Annotated in this window: 14 protein-coding genes; 10 read left to right on the top strand and 4 right to left on the bottom strand. The window is 37.8% G+C overall.

Features of this window, described 5'->3' with window-relative positions:
• The first annotated feature begins 2 nt into the window (after positions 1–2).
• The 10 genes from AC27G3_RS07290 (at position 3) to AC27G3_RS07245 (ending at position 11,970) form a co-directional block, all read left to right on the top strand.
• Positions 3–1,205, top strand: a complete 1,203-nt coding sequence (locus AC27G3_RS07290; RefSeq protein WP_487120187.1) for an NADH:ubiquinone reductase (Na(+)-transporting) subunit B — start codon at positions 3–5, stop codon at positions 1,203–1,205.
• Positions 1,198–1,980, top strand: coding sequence for a Na(+)-translocating NADH-quinone reductase subunit C (locus tag AC27G3_RS07285; protein ID WP_487120185.1), 783 nt, complete (start codon positions 1,198–1,200; stop codon positions 1,978–1,980). The genes AC27G3_RS07290 and AC27G3_RS07285 overlap by 8 nt, the downstream gene beginning before the upstream one ends.
• Entirely contained in the window at positions 1,980–2,603 is a 624-nt protein-coding gene (locus AC27G3_RS07280; protein WP_487120183.1) for an NADH:ubiquinone reductase (Na(+)-transporting) subunit D, read from the top strand. Before AC27G3_RS07285 ends, AC27G3_RS07280 begins: the two co-directional genes overlap by 1 nt.
• Positions 2,604–2,607: 4 nt before the next feature.
• Positions 2,608–3,231, top strand: a complete 624-nt coding sequence (gene nqrE / locus AC27G3_RS07275) for an NADH:ubiquinone reductase (Na(+)-transporting) subunit E (RefSeq protein ID WP_487120181.1) — start codon at positions 2,608–2,610, stop codon at positions 3,229–3,231.
• A 30-nt stretch (positions 3,232–3,261) separates the two neighbouring features.
• Positions 3,262–4,485, top strand: coding sequence for an NADH:ubiquinone reductase (Na(+)-transporting) subunit F (nqrF, locus tag AC27G3_RS07270; RefSeq protein WP_487120179.1), 1,224 nt, complete (start codon positions 3,262–3,264; stop codon positions 4,483–4,485).
• 256 nt (positions 4,486–4,741) lie between these two features.
• Positions 4,742–5,761, top strand: a complete 1,020-nt coding sequence (locus AC27G3_RS07265) for an FAD:protein FMN transferase (protein ID WP_487120178.1) — start codon at positions 4,742–4,744, stop codon at positions 5,759–5,761.
• Positions 5,762–6,091: 330 nt separating this feature from the next.
• Positions 6,092–8,938, top strand: a complete 2,847-nt coding sequence (locus AC27G3_RS07260; RefSeq protein WP_487120176.1) for a TonB-dependent receptor — start codon at positions 6,092–6,094, stop codon at positions 8,936–8,938.
• Positions 8,939–9,026: 88 nt separating this feature from the next.
• Positions 9,027–10,370: a metallophosphoesterase gene (locus AC27G3_RS07255; RefSeq protein WP_487120175.1), complete on the top strand. Its 1,344-nt coding sequence runs from the start codon at positions 9,027–9,029 to the stop codon at positions 10,368–10,370.
• 62 nt (positions 10,371–10,432) lie between these two features.
• Positions 10,433–10,951, top strand: coding sequence for a phosphatase PAP2 family protein (locus AC27G3_RS07250; RefSeq protein ID WP_487120174.1), 519 nt, complete (start codon positions 10,433–10,435; stop codon positions 10,949–10,951).
• Positions 10,948–11,970 (top strand): MJ1255/VC2487 family glycosyltransferase, encoded by a 1,023-nt coding sequence (locus AC27G3_RS07245; RefSeq protein WP_487120172.1) that lies wholly within the window; start codon positions 10,948–10,950, stop codon positions 11,968–11,970. The genes AC27G3_RS07250 and AC27G3_RS07245 overlap by 4 nt, the downstream gene beginning before the upstream one ends.
• A 21-nt stretch (positions 11,971–11,991) precedes the next feature.
• Here AC27G3_RS07245 and AC27G3_RS07240 read toward each other — a convergent pair whose 3' ends face one another.
• The 4 genes from AC27G3_RS07240 to AC27G3_RS07225 all read right to left on the bottom strand — a co-directional run bounded on the left by AC27G3_RS07240 (position 11,992) and on the right by AC27G3_RS07225 (position 17,481).
• The gene (locus AC27G3_RS07240; RefSeq protein WP_487120170.1) at positions 11,992–13,536 is read right to left on the bottom strand and encodes a Ppx/GppA phosphatase family protein; all 1,545 of its coding nucleotides are present in this window, start codon (positions 13,534–13,536) and stop codon (positions 11,992–11,994) included.
• A complete protein-coding gene (ppk1, locus tag AC27G3_RS07235; RefSeq protein WP_487120168.1) occupies positions 13,529–15,730 on the bottom strand; it encodes a polyphosphate kinase 1 in 2,202 nt (733 codons plus the stop codon). Before ppk1 ends, AC27G3_RS07240 begins: the two co-directional genes overlap by 8 nt.
• 262 nt (positions 15,731–15,992) lie before the next feature.
• On the bottom strand, positions 15,993–16,550 hold the full coding sequence (locus AC27G3_RS07230) for a YbhB/YbcL family Raf kinase inhibitor-like protein (protein WP_487120167.1): 558 nt from the start codon (positions 16,548–16,550) through the stop codon (positions 15,993–15,995).
• A 97-nt stretch (positions 16,551–16,647) separates the two neighbouring features.
• On the bottom strand, positions 16,648–17,481 hold the full coding sequence (locus AC27G3_RS07225) for a helix-turn-helix transcriptional regulator (protein ID WP_487120166.1): 834 nt from the start codon (positions 17,479–17,481) through the stop codon (positions 16,648–16,650).
• Between the last annotated feature and the right edge of the window lie 133 nt (positions 17,482–17,614).

Here is a 17,614-nt window from a genome sequence, read left to right as displayed (position 1 = left end):
TCATGGGCTTGAAAAAGTTTATTGAAGATATAGAACCGCATTTTGAAAAAGGCGGTAAACATGAAAAGTGGTTTGCACTTTACGAAGCGGTAGCGACAGGGTTATTTACTCCTGGTTACGTCAGTAAAGGCAAAACTCATGTACGTGATAGCATCGATTTAAAACGCATCATGATCACAGTATGGCTAGCGGTTTTCCCTGCTATGTTCTTTGGTATGTATAACATTGGTTATCAAGCAGTAGATGCTTTGGTGGCAGGTTATGCTATCCCTGACACTTGGCAGACAGCATTGTTTGCTATGCTAGGTGGCACGCTAACGGCTGACTCTGGTTGGTTTAATATGATGCTTTATGGCGCCATGTTCTTCTTACCTATATACGCGGTCACTTTTATTGTTGGTGGTTTTTGGGAAGTACTATTTGCTGCCGTGCGTGGCCATGAAGTCAATGAAGGTTTCTTCGTTTCTTCTATACTCTTCGCATTAATTTTACCGGCAACTATTCCCTTATGGCAGGTCGCTATTGGTATTACCTTTGGTATTGTTATCGCTAAAGAAATATTTGGTGGTACAGGTAAAAACTTCTTAAACCCTGCATTAGCGGGTCGTGCGTTTTTATTCTTCGCTTATCCTGCACAAATCTCAGGTGATACTGTTTGGGTTGCTGCTGATGGTTTTTCTGGCGCAACGGCATTAAGTGCTGCAAACCAAGGTTTAGTTGATTACTCAATGAATGCTGATTGGTGGAATGCGTTTTGGGGATTCGTTCCTGGCTCTGTAGGTGAAGTATCAACTTTCGCTATTTTATTAGGTGGTGCTTACATTCTTTACAAAGGTATTGCTTCATGGCGCATCGTACTAGGTGTGTTTGGCGGTATGGTGTTGACTTCATTACTATTTAACACCATTGGTAGCGATACTAATGCAATGTTCGCTATGCCTTGGCATTGGCATTTAGTGGTAGGTGGTTTTGCATTTGGTATGATGTTTATGGCAACTGATCCTGTTTCAGCTTCTTTCACTAATACAGGTAAATACTGGTTTGGTGCATTAGTTGGTATAATGGTGGTATTAGTTCGCGTAGTGAACCCTGCATTCCCAGAGGGCATGATGTTAGCTATTTTATTCGCTAACTTGTTTGCACCACTGTTTGACTACTTTGTGGTTAAGGGCAACATTAAACGGAGGATTGCACGCAATGTCTAATTCCGATACAAAAAAGAAAGAAACATTCGGTAAAACGGTTGGCTTTGTACTAGCTGTTTGTGTTGTATGTGCGTTGTTAGTGTCTTTTTCTGCGGTGCAGTTAAAACCTTTACAAAAAGCAAATAAGCTACTTGATCAACAAACTAAAATTCTTGAAGCTGCTGGACTTTTAGAGCAAGCAGGTAAAGATGTTGTTGGTACTTACAATGAGTTTGTTGATGCACGCATGATTGATTTAGATTCTGGTGAATTTATTGAAGGTGATGTAATTAACTTTGACGAACGTCGTAATGCTCGTGATCCTGAGTTATCAGAGAAGCCTGAAAACGATATCGCAGGTATCAATCGCCGTTCAAATACGGCTGTTGTTTACTTAGTTAAAGATGACGCGGGTGCTGTTAACACAATAGTATTGCCAATCGTTGGTTCTGGCTTATGGAACTTAATGTTTGGTTATGTTGGTTTAGAGTCAGACTTGAACACCATAAAAAGTGTTATTTATTCTGACCATAGTGAAACTCCTGGTTTAGGTGCTGAAGTACTAAACCCTAAATGGAAAGCGTTATGGCCAGGTAAGAAAGTGTATGACAATAGCGGTGACGTAGAAATACGTCTTGTTAAGGGTGGTGCTAAACCTAATGATGTTCACGGTGTTGATGCATTATCAGGTGCTACGCTAACAAGTAATGGTGTTACGCATACTTTACAATTTTGGTTTGGTGACGAAGGTTATAAGCCTTTTATCACTCAATATCGTGCAGAAGGGGTTAAATAATGTCTTCAGATGCTAAAAAAGTCTTAACGGGTCCTATTGCTGACAATAACCCGATTGCATTACAAGTACTGGGTATTTGTTCTGCACTTGCTGTAACAAGCTCTATGGCGAATGCTTTAGTAATGAGTTTAGCGGTTATATTTGTAACGGCATTCTCTAACTTATTTATCTCAATTATTCGTAATCAAATCCCATCAAGTGTACGTATTATCGTACAAATGGCGATTATTGCTTCACTAGTAATTGTTGTTGACCAAGTATTAAAAGCGTTCTCTTATCAATTATCTAAAGAACTTGCAGTATTTGTTGGTTTAATTATTACTAACTGTATTGTTATGGGTCGTGCTGAAGCCTTTGCAATGAAAGAAAAACCAGGACTAAGCTTTTTAGATGGTATTGGTAACGGTTTAGGTTACGGCGCTATTTTAATGATCGTTGCTTTTTTCCGTGAGTTATTGGGTTTTGGTACGCTTTTCGGTGTCGAAATATTACCTTTGATTCAAAATGGTGGTTGGTATCAAGGTAATGGCTTACTTGTATTACCATTTAGTTCATTCTTCGTTATTGGTTTAATCATTTGGGCGCTTCGTCAATGGAAACCAGAACAAGTAGAGAAGGATTAATAGCATGGAACATTATATTGCAATTTTAATTAAAGCTATTTTCATAGAAAATATCGCGTTAATGTTTTTCTTAGGTATGTGTACCTTCCTAGCGGTATCGAAAAAAGTTGATACGGCTATTGGTTTAGGTGTTGCTGTTGTTGTGGTACTTGGTTTAGCTGTTCCAATGAACCAAGTTATCTATCAAGCAATACTGGCACCGGGTGCTCTTGATGCTGTTTTAGGCATTACTGACCCTAATGAATCAGTTGATTTAAGCTTTTTGTCTTTTATTACTTTTATCGGTGTAATTGCTGCTTTAGTTCAAATTTTAGAGATGGTATTAGATAAATACTTCCCTGCGCTTTATCAAGCATTAGGGATATTTTTACCATTAATTACCGTAAACTGTGCAATTTTTGGTGCCGTGTCTTTCATGGTAGCGAAAAACTTAACCTTTGGTGAAAGTGTTGTTTATGGTATTGGTTCTGGTATCGGTTGGGCACTTGCTATTGTGCTATTAGCCGGTTTACGCGAAAAGATGAAATACTCTGACGTACCAGACGGTTTGAAAGGTTTAGGAATTACGTTTATCACTGCTGGTTTGATGGCTTTCGGCTTTCTTTCTTTCGGTGGTATTTCACTGTAACAATTTAGATAAATAAATAAGGAAAAGTCGATGGAAATTATACTCGGCGTATCGATGTTTACTGCGATAGTTATTGCCTTAGTATTAGTGATTTTATTTGCTAAATCTAAGTTGGTATCAAGTGGTGATGTAACGATTAATATTAACGGCGATCCAGAAAAAGCAGTAACAACTGCCGCTGGTGGTAAGCTGTTAGGCGCATTAGCTGACCAAGGAATATTTATTCCATCAGCGTGTGGTGGTGGTGGTACTTGTGGCCAGTGTCGTGTTGAAGTGCATTCAGGTGGTGGTGATATTCTTCCTACCGAAGAAGGGCATATTACAAAACGCGAAGCCAAAGAAGGCTGTCGTTTAGCCTGTCAAGTTGCTGTTAAGCAAGACATGGAAATTGAAGTAGAAGACGAGATCTTCGGTGTTCAACAATGGGAATGTGAAGTTATCTCTAACGATAACAAAGCAACTTTCATCAAAGAACTTAAGCTTAAAATTCCAAATGGCGAGTCAGTACCGTTTAAAGCGGGTGGTTATATTCAAATTGAAGCGCCTGCGCATCATGTTAAATATAGCGACTTCGACATTGACGAACAGTACAAAGGTGATTGGAACCATTTTGGTTTCTTCGATGTAGAGTCAAAAGTAGACACAGATACATTACGTGCATACTCAATGGCTAATTACCCAGAAGAAGAAGGCATTATTATGCTTAACGTGCGTATCGCTACGCCGCCTCCTGGAAAGTTACATCTACCTGCTGGTAAAATGTCATCGTATATTTTCAGTCTAAAACCTGGTGATAAAGTAACTATCTCAGGTCCATTTGGTGAGTTCTTCGCTAAAGAGACTGATAACGAAATGGTCTTTATCGGTGGTGGTGCTGGTATGGCGCCAATGCGTTCTCATATCTTCGATCAACTCAAACGTTTAAAATCTAAACGTAAAATGAGTTTCTGGTATGGTGCTCGTTCGTTACGCGAAATGTTCTACGAAGATGATTACAACGGCCTTGCCGCTGATAATGATAACTTCGAATGGCACGTCGCACTTTCAGACCCACAACCTGAAGATAACTGGGACGGTTTAACCGGTTTTATCCACAACGTGTTACATGAGCAATACTTAAAAGATCATGAAGCACCAGAAGATTGTGAATACTACATGTGTGGTCCACCAATGATGAACGCAGCTGTTATTCATATGCTTAAAGATTTAGGTGTAGAAGACGAGAATATCATGCTGGATGACTTCGGTGGCTAATATTTGATTTAGACTTGCCCGCTGGTTTAATTTTTGCGTCGATTGTGCTTATTGACTACCGTCAACTCCGCGCATTCTCCTTGAACTAAAGCCAGCATGTTGCAGCTAAATGCAAATATGCTTTCCTGAGTTCGAAAGACTGAACATTATAAATAAAGGTGACTTAGGTCGCCTTTATTGTTTTTATTATTCTATTTATCTAAGTGTTTTTTAATTGAAAATATTTAGATAAATAAAACTTTTAAGAGATTTAAAGATGAATAAATTGAATGCCATTTTCTTTATTGCCATTACAGTATTTTTAACTGCTTGTTTTCCTAGTAAAGACCCTAGTAAAAAAGAAGTGCTTCTTCAGGGACGTACTATGGGAACGACTTATAATATCAAAATCGTTGTTAAAGACGATTCGATACAAATTGATCAATTACAAAGTGATATCGACAGCATACTCAAACAAATTAACCAAGAAATGTCGACTTACATTCCTACGTCTGAATTGTCGTTATTTAATCAAAACACATCAACTGAGCCAGTAGAAATTTCGACAGGGTTGCAACGTGTGATTAAAGAATCAATACGGATTGGAAAAATTAGCCAAGGTAAGCTTGATGTTACAGTTGGCCCGCTAGTTAACCTTTGGGGGTTTGGGCCTGAGCATAGACCTGATAACGTGCCGAGTGATGAGTTACTTGCTAGCACTAAAGCGAAAATCGGTTTGCGCTATTTATCGTTAAATGACAACAAGCTCACCAAAGCTATTCCTGAGCTGTACGTTGACTTATCTACTACAGCCAAAGGCTATGGTGTTGATGTGGTTGCAGAACTTATTGAACAACGCGGCATTAATAATTACTTGGTAGAAATTGGTGGTGAGATGCGCATTAAGGGGTTTAAATCTTCGGGAGAGTTGTGGCATGTTGCTATTGAAAAACCCATGAGTAATGAGCGAAGTGTTTATCAAATTTTAGTTCCTAAAGATAATGCAGTGGCAACATCAGGCGATTACCGTAATTATTTTGAAGAGAGCGGTACACGTTTCTCTCATATTATTGATCCTGATACGGGCAAACCCATTCATCATAAATTAGTGTCAGTAACCGTTATTCATCCATCTTCAATGACAGCTGATGGTTTATCTACCGCTATGATGGTGATGGGGGAAGACAAAGCTTATCAATTTGCTACAGAACATGGAGTAGCTGCGTATATTATTTCTAAAACAGACGATGGTTTTAGAGAACAAGTCACTGAAAAATTTATGCCTTATTTAAAGTAAGGATTATTATAAAAGCCATAGTTCAGTTTAGCCGTGAACACATTATTGTTCACGGCAAGCATTACTCTCTTGATTACCTATCGCATTAAGTTATTGTTCACTTGCGCTGGTTAAAACACCTCACAACGTCGTTACTCCCAATCCTAAGAGCTAGTGAATGGTCACTCTGTCATCTTTGTGTCACCTTGCAGTCATCTTGCGTTCATCGCGCTGTCATATTGTTTATTTACTTTAACGCCGACATTATTTTACTCGTTGGTTTTTAACAGGAACATATCTTGTTTTTACTGATGAAAAAAATCTAACAATAAAATGAGAGCATTAAGTAGCATGAAATTTTCTTTAACAAATTTTAACCGTTTTGATTTTCGACTGAATAAAACAACCTTGGCAATAGTTGGCAGTTTAGCATTATTAACAACATCGCATACATGGGCTGATAGCGTTGTTGAAGGCCGAGTGACTGACGCAACTAATAAAGTTTACTTTCAAGGTGCTCAGGTCCAAATCAAAGAGTTAGGACTAACCACAGTAAGTGAGCGAGATGGTAGTTTTCGTTTTGCTAAATTGCCTGAAGGTGAATATACCTTAGTGATTAAATACATCGGTAGTCCAGATGTTGTACAAAAAATTGCAGTGATTGATGGCGAAGTGATTTCGAAAAATTATGTTATTGGTGCATCGGTTCCAGATGAAAAAGAATTAGATAACATTATTGTTTATGGTCAAAGAGCCGGACAGGCGAGTGCGATTAATCGCCAGAAAAATTCAAACAAAGTCGTTTCTGTCATTAGTAGTGACGGTATTGGCCAATTACCCGATCAAAATGCTGCAGAGGCATTACAACGCATGCCAGGAATATTTATTGAACGTGACCAAGGCGAAGGGCGTTTTGTTGGTATTCGAGGCATTGATCCAAACTTAAATAACGTAACGATTAATGGTTTGAATGTACCATCGCCTGAAGCAGGTATTCGTAGTGTGGCGTTAGATGTTATCCCTAGCGAATTAATCTCCTCACTAGAAGTTAGTAAAACCGTAACACCTGATATGGATGCAAGTGCGATTGGTGGTTCTATTGAGGTTAAAAGTTTATCAGCCTTTGATCGAAATGGCAGAAGCTATAGCTTTACTGCACAAGCCTCCCACAATGAAATGGTCTCTGAAACAAGCCCTAAACTTTCTGGCAGTTATACCGATATTTTTCAACTTTCAGGCGGTAATCAATTAGGGGTAGCCGGTGCTGTTTCTTGGTTTAAGCGTGATTTTGGATCGCAAAACATGGAAACAGATGGTGGTTGGAGTGAGTTTGAATATGAAGATGTCAACACTGGAGATGATGTAGAAGCTTTCGGCGCTGAAGAAATAGAGCAACGTCTTTATACCATTGAACGAGAGCGTTTAGGCGCAGCATTGAATTTTGATTTATATACCTCTGCAACGGATAAATATTATTTGAGAACACTTTATAGTCAGTTTTCAGATGATGAATATCGCTTAAGAAATCAGTTCAAATACGATAAAGGTCAAATTGATTTAACGTCAAATACGCTGACAAGTGCGCAATTTTATGATGCGGAAATGGATCGTGACACAAAAGACAGATATGAGGTTCAGGAAATATTTTCTGTTATTACTGGAGGTGAAAATCAGTTAGGCGACTGGTTAATTGAATATAGTTTAGGTTATTCAAAGGCAAGTGAAGAAGAGCCTGATCGTATTGATAGTACCTTTACCGCTAAAGATTTAGATTTAGGTTACTTAAGTTCAGGCCCTGTACCTACACTTAATTTGGCAACCGCTTCACAAGACTTAACCAACTTTGATTTTGACGAGGTGTTATATGCGAATAATTTAGCTGAAGACGAAGAAATAACCCTTGCCGTTGACATTAGTAAAGACTTTGTTTGGAAAAATAATAATGGTCAACTGAAGTTTGGTAGCAAATATCGAAGTCGTGAAAAAAATACGCGAAATGACTCAACAATCTATGATGGCGGATTTACCGATAGCTCTGGAAATGACGTAACAGCGCAGTTATTTAACAGCGGAGAAGTTGATTATGCTTTAGGGCAATTCGGTGCTGGGTTATCACAACACCAGTTAAGTGATTACGTGTTGGCCAATATGGGCAACTTTGATATAAACCAATTAGAGTCGGATATTGAAAGTAAGGCCAACAGCTATAAAAGTAATGAAGACGTATTAGCACTTTATGCCATGGTAAGCTTTGATATTGATAACTGGAATATCGTGACGGGTGTTCGCTATGAGGATACAAGTTTTAGTACAACAGGTAATAAAGTTGATTTAATTGTCGATGATTCCCCTGCGGGTAATGGTGATGAAATAGTCAATATATCACCTTGGCAGGGCGAGAAAGATTATTCAGATTTTTTTCCTAGTTTAAATGTGCGTTATAGTTTCAGTGAAAAATTAATCAGTCGTTTTGCTTTTACGCAAACTATTGCTCGCCCTACCTTTGGTGATAGTGCGGCCTATCAATTAATTGAAACTGAATTAAGTGAAGATAATGGACAACTTGTTGTAGAGCGCAAAGCTGAAGTTGGCAACCCAGAGTTAGAACCTTATCAGGCTAATAACCTTGATTTAAGCTTAGAGTATTACCCAGGTGATATTGGTGTGTTATCGGCAGGGCTTTTCTATAAAGATATTGAAAATTATATTCTCCAAAAAGAAGTACAAGATAACGGTCAATGGGATGGTTTTGAAGAAGTGATTCAGCCTCAAAATGGCGGTAGTGCTTCATTAACTGGGGTTGAGCTTGCTTGGAATAAAACGTTCAAATCAGGCTTATTATTAGGGGCTAACGGCACCTTTGTTGATGCAGACGAAAAACTGCCAAACCAAGCTGATACTGTTGGTAATATTATGGTTGGTTTTGAAAATAACACGATTAGCTTACGATTGAGTTCAACCTATAAAAGTGAGAATTTCCAATTTGAAGATAACGATGTTGATGTGTATCAAGATGCGCATATGCAGATCGACTTTAGTGCCAAATATTACTTAAACAATACCATTCAATTTTATTTTAACGCCATTAATATGAATGACGAACCGTATTATTTATATCACGGTGACTCTCAATACAACTACCAATATGAAGAATACGGTCGCAGCTTTGAGCTCGGTGTAACCATCACTTCACTGTAGTTGCTCGCAAGTTAAAGTGAATAATTAAGAGCATAAGTTAGTCCGTTAATCGCGGACTAACTTTATCTATTTCTAAAATGAGTTAAATATGAAACATATTACAAAATATAATAGTGCAATTTTAAAGAAACGCACCATAACTGTATTGACATTAAGCTTACTGGGTTTAGCTGTGCTTAGCAGTTGCAGTAGTACGCCTTCAGTAGATGATAGCAAGCATAGCAGAACGCAAAATATTAACTTCCTAGCTTTTGGTGATGGAGGCTATCATGTCGATTACCCAAAGAAAAAGCATATAAAAAATCCGAGAAATAAAAAGGAATTTATAGCCAAAGAAAAAAAGGATTGGTTAGAAGAACACCGCCCTGAGGCTGAGTTTGATCACGCACCTATTTATGTGTATCCCAATACCAATATTGCTACAGAGCAAGGTGGCGCACAAGCTGTTGGTATAGCAATGACTGAAGTTTGTCGCAATAAACCTTGTGATTTTGCGATTCAACTTGGCGATAATATTTACCCTGATGGTGCAGGTGATGATGATGGTAAAGACGATCAAAAGCGTATGGATGATTTGATCCTTTCGCCATTAGTACCTTTGTTTGACGAAAACCCCGATTTAATGATGTATTCAGCTTTGGGAAATCATGATTGGAAAACCTCTCGTCATGGGGTTGCACTGCAAACACAATGGATGAAAGAGCAGAAAAATTTCACGTTGGATGAAAAAGGATATTATCGCTATACAATCGGCGAGAAAGGCAATGATGTTGAGTTTTTTGTCCTAGATACCAATATGTTACTGTCTGGACAAGTGTTTTATGAAGTACCACTTAATCCTGATGGCAGTGAAGGCGAATTACCTCCCGCGTTAAAAAATGGCACCGCTGAATTAGAGCAGCCTGAACAGCACGAATTACCGATTAAAAACGAAGATGAGCAGCAACTCGCATGGTTGGCAAAAGGGTTAAAAGACTCGACGGCCAAATGGAAAGTTGTTTATGGGCATCATATTCTCTGGTCCATTGGTGGCAGTAAATACAGCGAAGGGCATGTGCTAAGAAAGTTATTATTGCCTTCGTTATGTGAATACGCAGATGCTTATATTGCAGGACATGAGCATGACTTAGAGTTGCTAACCGACGATTGTTCTACGTTAAACTTAACTAAAAAACGACCACCGTTACCGCTTATTATTAGTGGTGCTGCAGCCAAAATGCGCGGTAAACATACGCCATTTGCCCAGCAGCAAGCTAAGCGATACCCACAATATCAATTGCTTTGGTCAAAAAGCTTTGTTTGGGGCTTTGCGCATGTTGAGTTAGATAACCAACAAGATAAATTGAGTGTAGAATTTTTTACCACTCCACGAGATGGCTCTGGTCGTGCTGAACAAGTTGCACAATTCTCCTTTGATAAGCGCAGCGATTAGTATTATTTAAATTGACATTTTTTTGTCATGCCTTGTTCATATAAGTCACTTAACGTGGCTATATGAACACACTTAATATTGCTTATAAACGTGACCTGCAATTACTTTTGTGGTGTATGAAATCACGTGACTATCAAGGGTTTATTTATACTGTTCGTTTATTGTCACGCAGTGGTGATGGTTACTTGCAGGTATTATTCCCTTGTGTTTACTTACTCTTTGGCGGGAGTGATGCGAATGACTTTCTCGTGTTAATATTAACGGCTTTTGCCATTGAACGTAGTCTTTATTTGCTGTTAAAAAATAGTTTAAAAAGACGTAGGCCTCCTGAAATTATTCCACACTTTTCAAGTTTAGTTACCCCATCAGATCATTTTAGCTTTCCTTCTGGGCATACCATGGCAGCGTTTATGCTAGCAACCTTGTGCACACTTCATTTTGGTAGTTGGGCTTATCTATTATATTTATGGGCAAGTGCGGTAGGAGCTTCCAGGGTGATTCTAGGTGTACATTTTCCAACAGATATCATCGCTGGCGCATTTTTGGGCGTTATTATTTCGCATGGAGTTTATCTGATATGAACCACATTTTGTATGGCATTCAAGCCACGGGGAACGGACACATTTCTCGTTCACGAATTTTATCGCGGGCATTGCTTAAACAAGGGGTAAAAATTACCTATCTTTTTTCTGGTAGAGATAAGTCTCAATTATTTGATATGGAAGAATTTGGAGAGTATCTCCATAGGCGGGGGTTAACTTTTATCAGTGAAAACGGGGAGGTAAGTTATAGTAAATCATTACTTTCTAATAATATTATCAGTTATATCAAGGATGTGATTAGTTTAGATTTAAGCCTGTATGACTTGGTGATTACAGATTTTGAACCCATCACGGCTTGGGCTGCTAAACTGCGAAATAAGCCGTGTATAGGTATTGGTCATCAGTATGCTTTTGGCAGCGCAACTCCGTTAGCTGGTGACAGCTTTATTAGTCGATTAATTTTAAAAAATTTCGCGCCAGCAAAAAAAAGTATCGGGCTGCACTGGAGTGACTATAATGACAACATTCTTCCCCCTATTATTGATACACAACTTCGAGCGAGCAAAAGAAAAAAACATATTATTGTCTACTTGCCTTTTGAAGATCAGCAAGGTGTTATTAGCTTATTAAATGAGATAGACGAGTATGAGTTTATCTTTTATTCACCCGATTATGAAGAAGGGGAATATACTAATGTAACCGTGTATAAAACCAATTATATTGGCTTTAAGCGTGATTTATCAGCGGCAAGTGGGGTCATTTGTAATTCAGGTTTTGAGCTTGTTAGTGAATGTTTACACCTTGGTTTGCCCATATTAACTAAAGCATTGGGCGGGCAGATGGAGCAGCATTCAAACGCGCTAGCTTTGCGTCAACTATCGTATGCAAGCGTAGTGGATGAGCTATCAGTAGCACATATAAATTCATGGCTAAGCTGCACTAGCAATAAGTTATTAAAACCTTGGCCAGATGTTGCTCTTGCGATTAGTCAACTGATAGTCAATGACAACTGGCAGCATTTTTCTAAAATTAAAGCAGACTTATGGCAGCAAGCATAACACTGTAAAGTGGTTTAATGATTACTTAATAATTAAAACTAACCCTATTCTTGCTTGTACCTCGACCTCTGCGATTAAAGTGTCTAACAAATGTGTTTGACTATTTATGTTAACTTCAAGACGTTCATCGTCGTCAGAATTTGTTATATGATTGACTGTTATAGGTGTGATCTGACTTTGTACGCGACCATGTGTAAAAATAATAGCAAGTCGCAGTAGTTGAGTTAATAAAGGAATGCGTACTGTATTTATAGCTTTCTGTTTATTTTCAGCATCGTTATGGGGATTTTTAAACTTAATTTTACCTCGGTGATTACGAACCAGTTGTGCAATTGTTAGTTGTTCACTTTCACTAAAACCGGGCATATCACTATGTTTAATAATATATGCACTATGACGCTGTCTTTTTTTAGAGTTTATTGAAATGCCAATCTCATGTAATTGTGCCGCCCAAGTTAAAAACGAAAGTTCATCCTGAGTTAATAACTTCTTTTGAGGTAACTGCTGATTCATGAAAATAATTTGCTGTAAAACACCTTGATTAAATGCTTGGTCAACATGATACAAATGACTTAAGTTTTGAATCGTTCTTTCACGGGTATCAATGTCTGTTCTAGATTGGCTTAAATCGTACAAAACCCCTTCGCGTAAGCCGCCTAAACTAAAGTGCATTTGTTTTATACCTAGCAGATTAAAACAACTTGATAAAATAGCGACAGCACCTGCCAATAAAGGCCGTCTGTTATCTTCTAATGAATGCAATGGGATATTGTCGCAATGTTGCCATTGAATAAGCTGCTTAACTAAGCGCTTCAATCGCTTAAAGGTTATTTTTTTATCACCATAGAGTTCAAGCATAACTTGGCTTATGACTTTAATTGATCCCGAAGTGCCAAGCGTTACTTTACAATTAGCTACTCTATAACGATCAGCAATGCCTGTTAATTGCTGTGTAGCGTAAAGTTGTGCATTGTTCATGGCTGTCGCGGTAATTTCGCCATTTAAAAAAAACTGCTGTTGAAAACTAATGCAGCCCATTGACATGCTATCAGCTAAAAAAATTGAAAATTTATGACCAACCACTAACTCAGTGCTTCCGCCACCAATATCGATAATAAATGTAGTGCCGTGTAATGGTTGAGTATGAGCAACACCTTTGTATATTAATTCAGCTTCAAGCTTGCCAGAAATAACCTCTATAGGATAAGGAAGTACTTGTTGTGCTTTTTCTTTAAAATACTCAATATTTTTTGCTGTTCTTAAAGCATAGGTGGCGACAATGCGGCTAATACAGCAGGGTAATCCAGTAATCGCTAAATTAAATTCACGTAAACAATCAACCGCTTTTTCAATAATTTCATCACTTAAAAAGCCAGCACTATTTAAACCTGCCGCAATAGCAATAGATTGTTTTTGTCGGTGCAGTACCTGTAGGCAGCCATCTTGCTCTCGTGCAATAATTAAATGAAAGCTATTAGATCCTAGATCGATCGCGACTAAATGTTTGGCTTGTTCGGTTACAGACAATTGCTTGGTTTTAGCAAGTATTAAGGCATTGTTACTCATAATGCGAAGTCGCCAAATTTTTAATCATTTTAAGCACAGGGGGTACTTCATCTATCGAAGTTAAATTAGGCTCCACTTCTTCTTGAGGCTTTAATATGCTTACATTTAAGGTTTGTGATACTTTGACCAACTCTTTAGCTTTGAGGTAATGATAAATACTAATTTGTGCGCGTATTTTAGGTTGTTCATTATTAATTTGGTACTGGTTGCTCTGCTCAGTATCGACCACTCTTGCTTTGGTATTATCGCTTAGTTGAATATTGATAATATCAATTACTTCTTGTTTAACGACCGGATCATATATCGGGCAACCTACTTCAACGCGCTGATCTAAGTTTCTACTCATCCAATCAGCAGAAGAGATATACACGCTTTTTTGACCTTCGTTTTCAAAAATAGCCACTCTTGGGTGTTCTAAGTAGCGATCAACAATGCTTATCGAGCTGATATTCTCACTTTGATTAGCGATGCCGGTAACGAGAGAACAAATTCCGCGAACAATCAGCTGAATTTTAACGCCAGCATTACTGGCTTGGTAAAGTTTTTTAATGAGGCAGCGATCTACCAAATTATTCACTTTTAGTATAATACCACTAGGTTGTTGATTACTCGCTGCTATTATTTCTGCATCGATTAAAGTTTCTATAGCATTGCGAGCATTAACAGGCGACACAATTAGGTGATTAAAGGTAAAAGGTAGATAAGGGTATTTTATAAATTCGAATACTTGTGCGACTTCATCAGTAATTTCTTTTTGGCAAGTAAAGAGACTAAAGTCGGTATAAATTTTAGCATTTTTTTCATGAAAATTTCCCGTGCCAATATGGGCATATTGTACGATCGTATTTTGCTCTTTGCGGCTGATCAAACAAATTTTAGCATGTACTTTTAAACTGGAAATACCAAAGGTGACATTCGCGCCAGCATTAGAAAGTACTTCCGCCCAATGAAGGTTTGCTTGCTCATCAAATCGAGCGCGTAACTCAATATTTACCGCGACTTCTTTTCCGTTTTTAACGGCTTCAATAAGTGCGGCAATAACACGTGATTTTTTTGCAACACGGTACAAGGAAATTTCAATTTTACTTACTTTAGGATCGTAGGCTGCTTGGCGTAACCATTCTGTGAAGTATGAAAACTTATGATAAGGGTAGTAGAGTAATATATCTCGAGCTTTTATCGCTGAAAACGCATTGTTATAACGCGTAAAATCGTGTTGCTCTAATGAAGGGAGTTTTTCATGTTCTAATCTGGCATCGCCAATACTTGGAAATTCGATAAAGTCTTTAAAGCTATGATAACGTCCTCCAGAAATGACGCCTTGATTAGAGCTTATTGCTAGCTGTTGTGTTAATTTTTCTAACATAACCTTAGGCATTTTTTTATCGTAAACTAGGCGGACAGGCTCAGCGTTAATGCGTTGTTTTAAACTCGATGACATTTGTTCCGATAAGCTTTGGCTAAACTCGTTACTTAAGTCGAACTCAGCATCGCGTGTCAGTTTCATTGAGTAAGCATGAATGCTGTCAAAGTCGAAAAATCCGCTAAATATTTGCGTTAAGCTGTGGCGAATAATGTTGTCGAGCAAAATAATACTAATGTCCTTTTCAGTGTTAGTTTCGGCGTAGCTTTGAGTTACCTCACTTTCAGGTAAAATAACAAACCTAGGAACATTGTTACTCGGTACTTCAACGAGTGCGTATTGCTCATCACCATTTTTACACATAGACACCATAAGGTAGGTTGCATCATCATTGATATGATCGGTTAAATTCACTTTGTCATTTAAAATTAACGGAAAAATATGGCGACGTAATTTATCGTTAAAATGTTGCTCTAACCAAAGTTGTTGAGAGTGAGATAACTGCATCTCATTGATCAAGTGAATGTTTTCACCATCTAATTGTTGAAGCAATAGTAAATAGGTTTCATCAAATATGGCCTGTAAAGCAATCACTTTATTTTGAATTTTATCGAATAAACTTAGGGCGTGATTTTTTTGTATTTTATTTTTTGATAATAATACTTTACGACGAACGCTCGCGACTCTTACTCGGTAAAACTCATCCATATTACTTGAGTAAATGCCTAAAAATCTGAACCGTTCTAATAAAGGCACACTTTCATCTTGTGCTTCTTGCAATACTCTATGATTAAAAGATAACCAACTTAGTTCTTTTTCGAGAATTTTCATCTAAGTATTACTCCATAATTAATAATCGCTTTTGTCATTGCTTGTATAGTAAATGTGGTAAATTTGAATGACTGAGTAGAAAGTAAATGTTAGTCGGTGGTTATTGCAAAATTATGACGATAGTTAAATAGGATGAAAGTTAAAGAAGGGAGAAATGAAAAGTATTGCTGTAAAATTAAGCCTTAAGCGAGGTAAATAATTAATATTAATAAATATCAGTAACCTACCTCTATAGACTACATTTTATAGACGTCCGTTATAGTTAATCTCGTATGTATAACGCTTCTATCGTGCTAGATTCTATCGTGTTAGCATTAATCATATAACCTGCTAAAGCACCTGAGGCATTTTCAGGCAAATCGAGCTTTTCTACAGAAAGTGCATGAATAGTAAAACGGTAATGATGGACACCATGCCCATTAGGAGGGCAAGCGCCACCGTAACCTCTACTGCCATAATCGTTTTCTATTTGCAGGCTGCCGACTGGCATACTGTTATTTTGAGTGTTGCCTGATCCCGCAGTTATTTCTGTTACTGACACAGGAATATTAACGACTTGCCAATGCCACCAACCGCTACCTGTTGGTGCATCAGGATCATAAACCGTTATGGCAAAGCTTTTGGTCCCTGTAGGGGCGTTCGACCATTTAAGGTGAGGTGACAAGTCTTCACCTGAACAACCAAAGCCTTCAAATTCCTGTGCTTTGGTCATAAGCTCTCCTTGTGTAATATCAGTACTAGATAACGTAAATGAATCTGCCCATACAGAACTTGAGAGGCTAAGCGATAAGGCTGAAAGTAATGTAAGTGTGTAACGCATAATAATCCTTATTGTTTTATCAAATGTAAAAATTTATAAATAATATATTAGCGGGTTATATTGGTTTTTAAAGGCTTAAAACCGTCAAGTTTTCGCCCTAACCCATCATTTTGGTTTTTCTAAGTTCAGAGGGCGTTAAACCAAATAGTTTTTTAAAGCGATCGGAAAAGCGTGATTGAGAAAGGTAACCACATTTTTGGGCAATCAGCCCAATTGAATAATGACTGGTTTGTAATAAATGCAAGCCTAAACCTAGTCTCGCCTGATCTTTTATCTGTTGTACACTGGTGCCTTGCGCTTTAAGCTTGCGGCGTAAAGTGGATTCACTCATTGCTAAATCAATACAAATATTACCAATAGTAAGAGGGCTTTCTTGATTGCATTGTAATGATTTTTCTATAAATAAATCATGCAGTTGCTGCACTAATGTTGGTTTATCAATTAAAGAAAGTACTTCGTGATAACCTATATGGCATAGCAAGGTTATAATTTCTCTTTTTCGTGACGACCACAATGCTTTCGGCGCCCAAAGTGAACTTTCAACAAATTGCTGTAAACATCTTTCTAAAGTAAGCGTACTTTTGCCTACACAGTAATGGTGTTTTTTGTCGGACACTTTTTGAAGTCCTTTATAGTCTTGTTCTTCAAAGTCTATTAAAAGAGCAAAGTATTCGTTGTCTTTAGGAATATTGCGCATATCTAACGCAGGATTCGCCGACAAAAAGATAAAGTCTCCTGCTTGGCATGTTAACTCATTTTGCTTGCCTAATGCTTTCTTACCACTTAACACAAGAATTAATAACGGTTTGACGATAGGGACATTGAGTAACTTTTGTTCTTTTACCGAAGAATATACTGAAAAAGGTAAATCAATATGCTCTTGCTCTGCACTCTCAATGGTGTTTTTAATTGTGCTGATAAGATTTACCATGTCGACCTTCTTTAACGTGTAATGCTTTTCGTCATTGTTACACAATTTCTACAACTGTTAATGGCATTAAAGAAGAATTCGCGGTAAAATTCGATTGTATTTGACGTTAACCCCGTAGATAAAATAGTAGGCT

This window comes from Colwellia sp. SU-HH01217, assembly GCF_057543495.1.
The sequence above is the reverse complement of the archived record's forward strand: the minus strand, read 5'-3'. Positions and strand labels throughout refer to the sequence as shown.